The organism is Bradyrhizobium sp. Rc3b (assembly GCF_900114915.1).
Taxonomy (GTDB): domain Bacteria; phylum Pseudomonadota; class Alphaproteobacteria; order Rhizobiales; family Xanthobacteraceae; genus Bradyrhizobium.
The window spans coordinates 193,973-206,672 of sequence record NZ_FOUS01000004.1; the positions used below are offsets into that span (position 1 = coordinate 193,973).

The 12,700-nt window shown below is 64.2% G+C and carries 12 protein-coding genes and 1 pseudogene; 8 read left to right on the forward strand and 5 right to left on the reverse strand.

Annotation, left to right across the window (positions count from 1 at the left end; all coding sequences use genetic code 11):
- Nucleotides 1-207: 207 nt before the first annotated feature.
- Entirely contained in the window at nucleotides 208-1,413 is a 1,206-nt protein-coding gene (locus tag BM190_RS10905; protein ID WP_092254271.1) for an ABC transporter substrate-binding protein, read from the reverse strand.
- A 165-nt stretch (nucleotides 1,414-1,578) separates the two neighbouring features.
- Between BM190_RS10905 and BM190_RS10910 the strand changes: the two genes are divergently transcribed.
- Nucleotides 1,579-2,346, forward strand: a complete 768-nt coding sequence (locus tag BM190_RS10910; RefSeq protein ID WP_049815037.1) for a FadR/GntR family transcriptional regulator — start codon at nucleotides 1,579-1,581, stop codon at nucleotides 2,344-2,346.
- A 116-nt stretch (nucleotides 2,347-2,462) separates the two neighbouring features.
- Nucleotides 2,463-4,073, forward strand: a complete 1,611-nt coding sequence (locus BM190_RS10915; protein ID WP_092254273.1) for an acyl-CoA synthetase — start codon at nucleotides 2,463-2,465, stop codon at nucleotides 4,071-4,073.
- A 37-nt stretch (nucleotides 4,074-4,110) separates the two neighbouring features.
- On the opposite strand, the gene BM190_RS10920 is transcribed toward BM190_RS10915, so the two are convergent.
- On the reverse strand, nucleotides 4,111-4,800 hold the full coding sequence (locus BM190_RS10920; protein ID WP_244550635.1) for an AraC family transcriptional regulator: 690 nt from the start codon (nucleotides 4,798-4,800) through the stop codon (nucleotides 4,111-4,113).
- On the opposite strand from BM190_RS10920, the gene BM190_RS41080 reads away from it, so the two are divergent.
- Nucleotides 4,799-4,984, forward strand: a complete 186-nt coding sequence (locus BM190_RS41080; RefSeq protein ID WP_244550636.1) for a hypothetical protein — start codon at nucleotides 4,799-4,801, stop codon at nucleotides 4,982-4,984. The two genes, BM190_RS10920 and BM190_RS41080, sit on opposite strands and share 2 nt — an antisense overlap.
- Before the next feature lie 345 nt (nucleotides 4,985-5,329).
- Entirely contained in the window at nucleotides 5,330-6,181 is an 852-nt protein-coding gene (locus BM190_RS10925; RefSeq protein WP_092254277.1) for an outer membrane protein, read from the forward strand.
- 21 nt (nucleotides 6,182-6,202) lie between these two features.
- Here BM190_RS10925 and BM190_RS10930 read toward each other — a convergent pair whose 3' ends face one another.
- A complete protein-coding gene (locus BM190_RS10930) occupies nucleotides 6,203-7,405 on the reverse strand; it encodes an MFS transporter (protein WP_092254279.1) in 1,203 nt (400 codons plus the stop codon).
- Nucleotides 7,406-7,578: 173 nt separating this feature from the next.
- On the opposite strand from BM190_RS10930, the gene BM190_RS10935 reads away from it, so the two are divergent.
- The 3 genes and pseudogenes from BM190_RS10935 (at nucleotide 7,579) to BM190_RS10945 (ending at nucleotide 10,498) form a co-directional block, all read left to right on the forward strand.
- The gene (locus BM190_RS10935; protein ID WP_092254281.1) at nucleotides 7,579-8,382 is read left to right on the forward strand and encodes an MBL fold metallo-hydrolase; all 804 of its coding nucleotides are present in this window, start codon (nucleotides 7,579-7,581) and stop codon (nucleotides 8,380-8,382) included.
- Nucleotides 8,383-8,537: 155 nt separating this feature from the next.
- Nucleotides 8,538-9,548, forward strand: coding sequence for an alpha/beta fold hydrolase (locus BM190_RS10940; protein WP_092254891.1), 1,011 nt, complete (start codon nucleotides 8,538-8,540; stop codon nucleotides 9,546-9,548).
- Between the two features lie 16 nt (nucleotides 9,549-9,564).
- Nucleotides 9,565-10,498, forward strand: a pseudogene (locus tag BM190_RS10945) (fatty acid desaturase).
- A 56-nt stretch (nucleotides 10,499-10,554) separates the two neighbouring features.
- Here the strand turns inward: BM190_RS10945 and BM190_RS10950 are convergent.
- Nucleotides 10,555-10,803, reverse strand: a complete 249-nt coding sequence (locus BM190_RS10950; protein ID WP_091956035.1) for a hypothetical protein — start codon at nucleotides 10,801-10,803, stop codon at nucleotides 10,555-10,557.
- A 99-nt stretch (nucleotides 10,804-10,902) separates the two neighbouring features.
- Nucleotides 10,903-11,922: a helix-turn-helix transcriptional regulator gene (locus BM190_RS10955; protein ID WP_092254283.1), complete on the reverse strand. Its 1,020-nt coding sequence runs from the start codon at nucleotides 11,920-11,922 to the stop codon at nucleotides 10,903-10,905.
- 87 nt (nucleotides 11,923-12,009) lie between these two features.
- On the opposite strand from BM190_RS10955, the gene BM190_RS10960 reads away from it, so the two are divergent.
- Nucleotides 12,010-12,654 carry a glutathione S-transferase family protein gene (locus BM190_RS10960; RefSeq protein ID WP_092254894.1) on the forward strand — a complete coding sequence of 215 codons (645 nt, stop codon included), beginning with the start codon at nucleotides 12,010-12,012 and terminating at the stop codon, nucleotides 12,652-12,654.
- The last annotated feature ends 46 nt before the right edge of the window (nucleotides 12,655-12,700 follow it).

The following is a 12,700-nucleotide window of genomic DNA, read 5'->3' on the forward strand; positions in this document are numbered from 1 at the left end:
CGAACGCCCGGCCGCCGAAGGTGCGGAAGGGCGAGCCCAACATTGCAGCGAATTTTGCATCGCAACTTGATGCAGATCAGACGGCGGCGCGCTGCACCCGTGCCTCATGTTTGGGCGGCGCGCCATCGTCGCCGCTCGTCCGCGCAGATTGCTCAGGCGGACGAGCGAGGCTTGCTGAACAGATGACCATCCGCGATCCGGGCCGCTTTACTTCACCAGCGGGCAACCGCCATCCTTCAGGGGCCGAAACGCCTGATCGGCGGGCACCTCGGCGAGCAGCTTGTAGTAATCCCACGGCCCCTTCGATTCCTCCGGCTTCTTCACCTGGAACAGATACATGCTGTGCACCATGCGGCCGTCCTCGCGCAGCACGCCGTTGTCGGTGAAGGCGTCCTTCACCGGCAGCTCGCGCATCTTCGCCATCACCGTCTTGGTGTCCCTGGTGCCGGCGGCCTGCACCGCCTTGAGGTAATGCAGCGTCGCGCTGTAGGTCGCCGCCTGGTTCATCGTCGGCATGCGCTTGACGCGCTCGAGGAAGCGCTTGCCGAAGGCACGGGTCTTGTCGTTGAGATCCCAGTAATAGGCCTCGGTGATGATCAGGCCTTGCGCGAGCTTCAAGCCCAGGCTGTGCACGTCGGAGATGAACATCACGATCGCGGCCAGGTTCTGGCCGCCGGCGACGATGCCGAACTCGCCGGCCTGCTTGATCGCGTTGATGGTGTCGCCGCCGCCGTTGGCGAGGCCGATAATCTTGGCCTTGGAAGCCTGGGCCTGGAGCAGGAACGAGGAGAAATCGGCGGTGTTGAGCGGATGCTTGACGCTGCCCAGCACCTTGCCGCCCGCGGCCTTCACGACATCGCCGGTGTCGCGCTCGACCGAATGGCCGAATACGTAGTCGGCGGTGAGGAAGAACCAGGTGTCGCCGCCGTTCTTGACGATGGCGCTGCCGACGGTGTGCGCGTTGGCATAGGTGTCGTAGGTCCAGTGCGCGGTGTAGGGCGAGCAGGATTTTCCCGTGATGTCGGAGCTGGCCGCATCCGTCACGATCATGATCTTCTCGTACTGCTTCGACAGCTCCATCACCGCGAGTGCGGTCGCCGAGGTCGGCAGGTCGATGATCATGTCGACGCCTTCGGTCTCCCACCATTTGCGGGCGATGGTGGAGGCGACGTCGGGCTTGTTGAGCACGTCGGCCGAGACCATGTCGATCGGCTTGCCGAACATCTGACCGCCGAAATCCTCGATCGCCATTTTGGTGGCCTCGACATTCCCCATGCCGCCGATGTCGGAATAGACGGAGGAGAAGTCGGAGAGCACGCCGATCTTGAGCGGCGGCTGCTGGGCCGAGGCAGGGGTGATCAGGGCAGCCGACAGTAAGCCGGCCGCAGACACGAGTGCTGCGATGGGTCTCATGGATACGTTTCCTCTTGAGCGGGACTATTCTGTCCCTTTGTCCGACAAAGCTAGAGCCGGGTTCCGGCGGAGTCAATTTCCTCCGCGGATGTTATGAATGATGTAGTTTGACGCACCTGACGTCAGTGCCTATAGTTTGTCGGACAATCGCCATTGGAGGCCGGTTTGCCCATCGCGCCGCTATTTCGACCGATCGATGTCGCGCCGGCCTATCAGAAGGTCGCCGACGCCATCGAACGCGAGATCGTCAATGGCCGCATCAAGCCCGGCGATCCCATCGGCACCGAGCACGACCTGGTCCGCCAGTTCGGCGTCAATCGCTCGACCATTCGCGAAGGCATTCGTGTGCTGGAGGAGGGCGGGCTGATCCGGCGCGATTCCTCGCGCCGCCTGCACGCCTGCCTGCCGCGCTACAGCAAGCTCGCAAGCCGTCTCAGCCGCGCGCTGGTGCTGCATGAGGTCACCTTCCGCGAGCTCTATGAAGCCTCGATGACGCTGGAGGTCGCCAGCATCGAGGGCGCCGTGGAGCGCGCGACGGACGAGAACCTCGCCGAGCTCGACGCCAATCTGCTGCGCAGCGAGGCCGTGGTCGGCGATCCCGCGATGCTGGCCGAATGCGATGCCGAATTCCACGTGCTGGTCGCAAAAGCCTCGCAGAACCGCGTGCTCCAGCTCGCGCGCGAGCCCGCGGCGCAATTGTTCTATCCGACCACCGAGATGATCGTGACCGGTGTCGCCGAAGGCGGTCCGCGTCTCGTCGCGGCGCACCGCCATCTCATCGACGCGATCCGCGACCGCGACCGCGAGGCCGGCGTGCTCTGGACGCGCCGGCATTTGCAGGACTGGCGCCGCGGCTTCGAGAAGATTGCTTCGCTCGATCGCTCGGTCGAGCACATGTACATGGAGCACGCGCAAGCGGCCCGACGAAGATAGCGCCGCATGATCCGGAAAAGTGTGAAGCGGTTTTCCGGCAAGATCATGCGCAAAAGAGAAGACGCAAGATCTCAAACAAGAAATCCAACAAACAAAGACATCACCCGGAGGGACACATGAGCGAGACCGCAGCCACCATCGCGAAGGCACGCGAACATTCCATCGGCGATCTCCTGCGCCGCTCGGCAGGTCGCGATCCGAACAAGCTCGCGGTGAGCTGCGGGGATGTGAGCTGGACCTTTGCCGAGATGGACGCGATCTGCAACCGGCTCGGCCGTGGTCTGCTCGGGCTCGGCGTGAAGAAGGGCGACCGCCTCGCGGTGCTGTCGCGCAATTCGCACGCGTTCGCCGCGCTGCGCTTCGCGGTGGCGCGGATTGGCGCGGTTCTGGTGCCGATCAACTTCATGCTCAATCCGGACGAGATCAATTTCATCCTGAAGAGCTCCGGGGCCAAATTGCTCGCGACCGGTCCCGATTTCGTCGAGCCGGCGAAGGCCGCCAGCGCGAAAGACTGTGCGGTCGAAAAAATGATCTGGCTGCCGGCCGAGGATCCCGCGTCGGCGCCGGCGGGCCTCACCACCTTCAACGATCTGCTAGATGCCGACGGCTCATTCCTGGAAGCCTCGGTCGATAGCCGCGATCTCGCGCAGATCGTCTACACCTCAGGCACCGAATCGCTGCCCAAGGGCGCGATGCTGACCCATGAAGCCGTGATGTGGCAGTATGTCAGCTGCATCATCGATGGCGGCATGAGCGTGGACGACAAGTTCCTGCACGCGCTGCCGCTCTATCACTGCGCCCAGTTGGACGTGTTCCTCGGGCCACAAGTCTATCTCGGTGCCTCCGGCGTCATCACGGGCAAGCCGACCGCCGACAACATCCTGGCGCTGATCCAGGCGCACAAGATCACGTCGTTCTTCGCGCCGCCGACGATCTGGATCGCGATGCTGCGCTCGCCGAATTTCGACAAGTCCGACCTGTCGTCCCTGCAAAAAGGCTATTACGGCGCCTCGATCATGCCTGTGGAAGTTTTGCTCGAGCTTCAGCGCCGCCTGCCCGCCGTAAAATTCTGGAATTTCTACGGCCAGACCGAGATCGCGCCGCTGGCGACCGTGCTGCGGCCGGAGGATCAGCTGCGCAAGGCAGGCTCGGCAGGCAAGCCGGTGCTCAATGTCGAGACGCGCGTCGTCAACACGTCAATGGAAGACGTTGAGGTCGGCGAGGTCGGCGAGATCGTGCATCGTTCGCCGCATCTGTTGTCCGGCTATTACAACGATCCCGTGAAGACTGCGGCAGCGTTTGCCGGCGGCTGGTTTCACTCCGGCGATCTCGCCACCGTCGACGAAGAGGGCCACATCACCGTGGTCGACCGGGTCAAGGATATGATCAAGACCGGCGGCGAGAATGTCGCCAGCCGCGAGGTCGAGGAGATGGTGTATCGTATCCCGGCGGTTTCCGAGGTCGCCGTGGTCGGCCTGCCCGATCCGCGCTGGATCGAGGCGGTCACCGCCATCGTCGTGGTCAAGAGCGGCGAAAAGCTGGACGAGGACGCCGTCATCAAGCACTGCGCCGGCCAGATGGCGCATTTCAAGGTGCCCAAGCGCGTCATCTTCGTGGATGCCTTGCCGAAGAATCCGAGCGGCAAGCTGCTCAAGCGCGAGCTGCGCCAGCGCTTCGTCGGCGGCGAGACGCTCGACAAGGCGATCCAGAAGAATTTTGGCGCGTAAGGCCGGGCGGCTACTGGCTGCGTCGTGATCGAGTTCGCTAGCCGGCGCCGCCGGCCAGCTTCCTGACGTCGTCCGGCGTCTGCCCGAACCGGCGGCGAAACGCGCGATGGAAGTAGGAGACGTCGTGGAAACCGGCGAGATGCGCGATCTCGATGATCTTGCGTGTGCGCAGGCTCGGATTTCGAAGGAGACGTTCGGCACGCAGCAGGCGCTGCTCCAGCACGAAGCCGCTATAGGTGATGCCGGCCTGCTCGAACAGCAGCTGGATCGTGCGCGGGCTGACCCGGTGCGCGGCTGAAAGGACGGTGAGCGACAGCGCGGGGCTGTCAAGCTGCGCCAGGATGTCGGACTTGAGGGTTTCGAGACGCGCTGCCGCCAGGCCGCGCATTCGAGCCTGCTCGGCGACATCGCCGCGCGCTCCGATCATCAGCACCGAAAGGTCGAACAGGTGCTGCGAGACCGCGTCAAGTTCCGCCGGGGCGAGTTTGTCGGCATAGGCATGCGCGAGATCGTAATATCGCAGGTACATCGACGTGATCGGATTGGCGCCGGGGATCGACCGCGCAATCAGGTCCTCGGCATTCGGGCAAACGCGTAGCAGCGCCTTGCGCGGCAGCAGCGCGGTCCGAAAATTGCCATTCCCGGTCTGAGTGATGTAGGCGCCTTTGATCGAGGGATCGCCAATTGTGACGTCCCCCGCCGCGATCTCCAGCGGGCGTTTTCCCATGGTCCCGCTCAATGCCGAATTGGGCGACGTCGTAATCACCAATTCGTCGTTCGTCCCCAACGACACGAAAGATATCGGCGAGCCGAACGAGGCCGAGAGCCTGATGCGGGGAAGAATGGCCGGCGCAATGGTCCGGTGGACTCGCCCTTCCCCGACCGGCACGAAATCGACGTTGGCCACCTGACGGCAAAACTGCTCGCGCCATCTTTCATAGGCCGGGCCATTCGGGTCGCCATCAAAGGAGAGTTGAGGCTGGATCATCGATCGGGAAGGGCAGGTCTGTTGGCGATTACGGCAGGTTGTATCCGCAACGGCAAAAGCGGGAAATTGCGTGATAAGCCACTTGCGATGACGCGCTGCGACCGCGACCAGGTGCCGCAGTCCGGTGTGCCCGGATCGCAACAGGCGCAGCCGCTGTCGCTGCGTTTCAGCTCAGTCCATTCGGTGGTTCGCGCCCTGCCACGAACGCGGATCGCTTCCCGCCTATCGTGGCCAGCGAGTGATCGACCGATTGGAAGGGAATGACCGGATGACACCTCGTGTGCGCGATCTGCTGCCGGCTCTGCTGGTGCTTGGCCTTGGCGCGGCTTGTGCCATTGATGCAACGGCTGCCGACATCGCGCTCAAGGCTCCGCCTGCGCCTCCGCCGGTCGGCTTCACCTGGACGGGGTTCTATGCGGGTGTTCACGCCGGCTATGGCACCGGCGATGGCAACGCCGCGAGGGTCGATCCCGGTGCGCTGCCGGCGCTGTTTCCCGGCGTGAACAATCTCACGTCGACGGCATCGGCGTCGTTCACGCTGGGGGTCGATCAGTCCGGCTGGCTGGGCGGACTGCAGGCAGGCTACAACTGGCAGAGCGGGCATCTGGTCGCCGGCGTCGAAGCCGATGTGAGCGCTGCCGGGTTCGGCGAGCGGGCATCGGGCTCATATGCGTTTCGTCCCGTTTTCCTGGTCGGCGATTTCGACAATTACACCGGCACCGTGAGGGTGACCCAGGACATCGATTATCTCGGTACGCTGCGCGGACGTATCGGCTATGCCAGCAACAACTGGCTGCTCTATGCCACGGGCGGTCTCGCCTGGGCCCACGTCAAGGCAAGCCTCGACAGTTCTCATGTCAGATTGACCAATAATTTCCCGATTCCCGGTTTTCCCGGCGCACTGGACGGTCATGCCTCCGCAAGCGGCTACAATATCGGCTATGCGGTCGGCGGCGGCGGCGAATGGGCGTTCGCGCCGCACTGGTCGTTCAAGGCGGAGTATCTGTATCTCAACCTTGGCCGCCAGCTCTCCTTGTCTATCCCTGCGAGCAGCATGCCCGCCGGCGACATCGAGCTTCACACCTTCAGGGTCGGCCTGAACCGGCAATTTACGCCGTGAGGTCGGCCACGGCGATGAAGCTCAATACTTCTTTACCGTCGACCCGAACGCGAACCACAGCGCCATCGATGCGAGGCCGAAGCCGCCGAGCAGCAGGAAGGTTGGCCCGTAGCCAATCCATTGCGCGATCCAGCCGCCGAGCGCGGGACTGAGGCTGGCGCCGATGCCCTGCACCGTAATCACGGCACCCTGGCCGAGATTGATGCGGCCGCTGCCGTTCAGCGCGCGCGCGACCATGCCGGGAACGGCGACCGTCTGCAGGCCGGTGCCGATACCGTCGAGCACCTGCATCGGTATGACGCCCCACCATCCCGTCACGAAGAAGGCCAGCACGCCGCGGATGGGCAGGAACATGAAGGACACCAGGATCACCGGCCAGTAGTTGCGCTTGCTCGCGGCCTTCATCGCGATCAGCGAGGTCACGATCATGACGCCTTGCGCGATCACCACGGTGGTCGCGACGAAGCTCGGGCCGTTGGCCTGTCCCTCGGCCACGGCCGCCAGCCCGTAGAGCGGTACAATGGCGGCATTGCCGAGGTGGAAGACCGCGAGCGCGAGTGCCAGCACGAGCAGAGCCTTGTGCTTGAGCAGCATCGTCATCGCATCCGGCGGAGCCTTGGAGTCGTCTTCCTTGCTGCCGCGTGCGGCACGGTCGTCGATCGCCTTGGCGGGGATCATCATCACACAGGCGATCGCGATGGCGCCGAACACGGCCGCCAGCACGAACACGGCGACATAGCCGAACCTGTAGCCGAGATAGCCAGACAATGCCGCGCCGACCATGTTGCCGGCGTGGTTGAACGCCTGGTTGCGGCCGTTCAGCGCGTTGAATCCCTTCTGCTTGGCGATGCCGAGCGTGATGCCCGTTACCGCCGGTACGATGGCGGCGCTCGCCAGCGATTGTGCCACTTGCGAGAACGTCACCGCCCAGAAGTTCTGCGAGATCAGGATGATCGCGGAGGCAAGAACGACGCAGATGCCGGGAATGACGACCCATAGCCGTTTGTTGCGGCTGGAATCGATGAAGCCGCCGATCGGAGTCGTGACCAGCATGCCCGCGACATTGCCGATCGTCATCGCGGTGCCGATCAACCCGGTCGCCCAGCCGCGCTCCTGGAGGAAGACCCCGACGAACGGCCCAATGCCCGACTGCATGTCGGCCATGAAGAAGTTGAGCGCGAACAGAGGCCAGATACGGGACGAGGAGGGAGGCCGCGATGTCATCGATACCCAAACATGCTCTTCGTGTGTCGCGATCCTCTTGACCAATCCTTCCGGCGTGGACCTGAACGTAACGGGCGCTCGCCGCGTTGGTTCCAGTCTGTCCTTGCGCTCATCGATCTTGCCGAAAGCGCGGTCGCAATGTCATCCTGCGATCTTCCCACGGAGCTCTGGTCATGCCTCTCTGGACCTGCGAAACCTGCGGTGCGCAATTCCCGAACGGCGGAAATCCGCCCGCCTCCTGCGTGATCTGCGAGGACGAGCGGCAGTTCGTGAACTGGAAAGGGCAGACCTTTCTCACGCGCGAGGAGCTCGCGCGGGGGCACCGACTGGTGGGACGCGACGATCTTGGCCTCACCGGGATCGCCCTGGAGCCGAGCTTCGCCATCGGACAGCGCGCGCTGCTGGTGCCTCAGGGCGACGGCTGCGTGATGTGGGATTGCATTCCGCTCGCAACCGATGAGGCCATCGAATACGTCGCAGCGCTCGGCGGGCTGAAGGCGATCGCGATCTCGCATCCGCATTACTACGGCGCGGTCGCCGACTGGAGCGATACCTTTGGCGGCGTGCCGGTCTATCTGCATGCCGACGATCGCGCTTTCGTCACGCGGCCGCATCCCTCGATCGTGCACTGGACCGGCGAGAGCCACCGTGTCTCAGACGACGTGCTGCTGCTACACACCGGCGGTCATTTCGCCGGCGCCACCATGCTGCATTGGCAACGCGGTGCCGATGGCAGGGGCGCGCTGCTCACCGGCGACATCGCCCAGGTGACGATGGACCGCCGCTTCGTCAGCTTCATGTATTCCTACCCCAACTACATGCCGCTCAACGCCGCCGCGGTGCGGCGGATCGCGGCCGCCGTCGAGCCGCTCGCCTTCGATCGCATCTATGGCGCCTGGTGGGGCCGCAACATCGCTAGCGGCGCCAAGGCCGCCTTCGCGGCGTCCGTGGAGCGCTACATCGCGGCCATCGGCTGAGCCGGCGAGCGGATCTGATTTATCTTGCCGGTCTCGAATAACTGTACTATACGTACAGTTATAAATCTGCTGCAATGACGCAGCTGCAGGCCGGGCATGATCGATGCATCGTGGAAGCCGCGGCGCTGTGCAGCCGCGTAAGCGGAGTTCGGCTCATGACGGCGTACTACGAGATCTTCGAGGCTGGCGACGTTGTCCTCCAGTCCGGGACCGTTTTTCCTTCGCTGAAGCTTGCCTACGAGACCTATGGCACGCTGAGCGCTGCAAAGGACAACGTCATCCTCTATCCGACCTCGTTCAGCGCGCAGCATTTTGACACCGAGTGGCTGATCGGGCCCGACGGCGTGCTCGATCCCACGCGCTACTTCATCATCATCCCGAACCTCCTGGGCAACGGCCTGTCGTCCTCGCCGTCGAATAGCGCAGCGCCGTTCCCCGCGGTGACCTATCACGATGCGATTGCGGTCCAGCATCGGCTGCTCGCCGAGCGCTTCGGCGTTTCAAAGCTGGCCCTCGTCTATGGGTGGTCGATGGGCGGCATGCAGGCCTATCACTGGGCGGCGCTGCAGCCTGATATGGTCGAGCGTGCAGCCGTCGTCTGCGGCAGTGCCCGCTGCGCGCCCTATAATTACGTTTTCCTGGAAAGCGTGAAGGCCGCGCTCACCGCAGATCCTGCCTTCCGTGACGGCCGCTTCGCCGAGAAACCCGTCGCCGGCTATCGCGCCATGGGGCGGGTCTATGCCGGCTGGGCGATGTCGCACGGCTTCTATCGCGACGAGCTCTGGCGCGAGGCCGGCTTCACCTCGCTGGAAGATTATCTTGTCCGCGTCTGGGACGCGACGTTCGCCCGGCGCGACGCCAATGATCTCTTGGCGCAGGTCGGCATCTGGCAGCGGGGCGACATCAGCCGCTGTGAGGCATTCGGCGGCGATCTCAATCGCGCTCTGGCGGCGATCAAGGCGCACATGCTGCTGATGCCGGGCGCGACCGACCGCTATTTCGACGTCCGCGACAACGAGGACGAGCTCGGCCGGCTGGTCAACGCGAAATCGGCCGTGCTGCATCCGATCCCGTCGCTGCATGGCCATCGCGCCGGCAATCCCGTTGGCAATCCGCGCGACCAGGCTTTTCTCAAGGCCGAGGTCGCGGCGCTTCTCGGCAAGTAAGGCAGGCATTTTGATCATGACCGACGCGACCGTTTCAGAGTCAAGCCATCGCCTGAAGCCGCTGACGCCGGCCATGCTGCGCGAATTGTCGGTCCGCTCCAATCTCAGAGGCGCGGCGCAGAGCCTTGGCCATTATGGCGTGATCGTGCTGGTGGAAGATCTCGTCGACGTGGCGCGTGCTCTGGGCGCTGCCGCTGATGGCGGTGCAGGGCTACGTTGTCGCCTTCCTGTTCATGGCGGTGCACGAGACCGCGCACAGGACCGCGTTCAAAAGCCGCAGCCTCAACCTCGTCGTCGGTTATCTCTCGGCCTTCCTCATCGGATTGCCTTACGAATATTACTGCCTGTTTCACTGGGACCATCACCGCTACACCCAGGATCCGGACAAGGATCCCGAGCTGATCGTCGGCGTGAAACCGACATCCGACACGCAGCTCGCGCTCGCCTATAGCGGCCTGCTCCAGGTCGCCGGTCGTCTCCGGCTGATGCTTTGCCATGCGGTCACCGGAAAGGTCACCGTGCCCTGGATCCCCGAAAACAAACGCGCCGTCATCGTGAGAGAGGCGCGTGCCTATGTCGCGGTCTATGTCCTGCTGCTCGCGCTCTCGCTGTGGTTCTCGTCAGCGCTGCTGCTCTGGGTCTGGCTCGTCCCGCTCGTCATCGGGCAGTTCTTCCTGCGGCCCTATCTCTATGCCGAGCATACCGGCTGCGAGCGGACCCGCAGCGCTTTTCAGAACACCCGCACCACCTATACCGCCACGGTGGTCAAATGGTTCGCGTGGAACATGCCCTACCATGTCGAGCACCACGCCTATCCCTCGATCCCGTTTCACGCGCTGCCGAAGCTGAATGAGATCGTCGACGGTGAGATCGTTCATCGCGGCCGCGGCTACATCAGAACGACGCGCGAGACCTGGGCCTGGTTTCGCCGGAATCTGAGGAGCCGTTAACCAAACGCAAAACTCCGGCCGCAGCGCGACCGGAGCTTTGTTTGGAAGGCGGGATATCAGTAGATCCCGTAGGCACAGACATTCACGACGCGGACGCGCATGCCGTGGCGGGTCTGAACGAGGCGCTCCTGGTAGCAGTTGCTGACGCCGGTGTTGACGTAGACGCCGCCGAAGCCCCAGCCCGGACCCCAGCCATGACCCCAATGGTGATGGTGGAAACCGCCAGCCGAGGCGGCGGTGGGCGCGAGAGCGGCAACGCCGAGCGAACCGGCGGCGATCAGACCGAGAGCAAGCTTACGAAACATCTTCATTCTCCAGTGTGGCGCTAAGGCCGTTGTTGTGTCCCTGCATCTCGGTCGGGCCGAGACGCGAATGCGTTCACCCGTGAGGAGGAGAATCGTGTTTCAGGAGTGTTTCGTGGGCTGCGGCGAAATACGCCGGCCTTGTGTTTTCCGCGCCGCGCGATAGCGCGCGGCCATCCCCTGCGTCAACTCCGCCATCTTGTCGCGGAGGTCGGCGGGCTCCAGCACCTCGGCCTCGGGGCCGAGCCGCAACAATTCGGCCGCGGCGTGCCAGGACGTCTTGCCGACAGGCACGCGCGCAATGCGCCAGCCGTCTGCATCGCTGGCCTCTTCAATCTCCGTACGCGCCTTGATGTAGGGCTGGCTCAGCGCATCGAGCAGCTTGACGCCGAACGGCGACAACCGGACGATCGCGACATTGGGATGCATCTCCGCCTCGAGACGCAGCGTCGCGGCCTGCCAATAGGCGGCAAGATCGAAATCGGCGGGACGATCGAAGCCGTCGTCGAGCGCCGTGCAGTCGAGCACGCGCGCGACGCGATAGGTGCGCACGCTGGCGTCGACCTGGCCGGCGAAATACCAGCTCCCGCCCTTCAGCACGAGACCTAGCGGCGCGAGGCGACGCCGCTTTTCCGCGCGCCAGCTCTGGTAGCGGATCTTGATCAGTGTCCCGCGCAGCACGGCGCCGGCAATCGTGCGCAGATGCTTCGGCTCTTCGGCCTCGCCGAACCAGCCCGGCGCGTCCAGATGAAAGCGTTCCTGCATCCGGCTGGCGTCCCGGCGCAGATGGACGGGCAGCGCCGCCATCAGCTTGTTCTGCGCGGCGATCATTGCCGCATCCAGCCCGAGCGCCGCCGCCGGGCCCGGTAAGCCCGCCAGGAACAGCGTCTCGGCCTCGCTCTGCGACAGGCCGTTCAGCCGCACGCGATAGCCGTCGAGCAGCCGATAGCCGCCCTCCGCGCCACGGTCGGCGTAAACCGGAACGCCTGATGCCGCGAGCGCGTCGATGTCGCGATAGATCGTGCGGACCGAGACCTCGCAGGCCTCCGCGAGCTCGGGCGCGGTGACTTGCCCCCTGGCCTGGAGGGTGGTGAGGATCGACAACATTCGGCTCGCGCGCATGATTGCTTAAACCATACCTGACACAGGATGTCAGGTATGGCCCGCTACAAGCTGCGCCACCGCCCGCTGGCCCGATGGAGACCTGCCATGACCGATCCGAACCGCATCACGCTGTATTACTCGCCGCAAAGCCGTGCCACCGGCACGCGGGTGCTGCTGGAGGAGCTGGGTGCCCCCTACGATCTGCACGTCCTCAACATGAAGGCCGGCGAGCAGCGTCAACCCGCCTACCTCGCCATCAACCCGCTCGGCAAGGTCCCGGCGATCCGCCACGGCGATGCCCTGGTGACCGAGCAGGTCGCGGTCACCATCTATCTCGCCGATCTCTTCCCGCAGGCCGGTTTGACGCCCGCGCTGAACGATCCGCTGCGCGGTCCTTATCTGCGCTGGATCGCCTATTACGGCTCATCCTTCGAGCCGGCGCTGATTGACAAGTTCATGCAGCGCGAGCCGGCGCCGATCACGCAGTCGCCCTATGCCGACTACGACACCATGTTAGGTGCGCTCGAAGCGCAACTGTCGAAGGGACCTTATCTGCTCGGCGAGCGGATGACGGCTGCCGACGTGTTGTGGGGCGTGGCGTTCAGCTGGACCATGATGTTCGGCATCGTGCCGAAGAAGGACGTCTTCGTTCGCTATGCCGAGCGCATGACCGCGCGGCCTGCGTTCCAGCGCATCAATGCGGCGGACGACGAGATGGCGGCGCTGCATGCGAAGGCGGCGGGAGTGTAGGTCAGCCCCACACTCGGTGTCGTCCCGGGACGACAGCGAGAGAAAT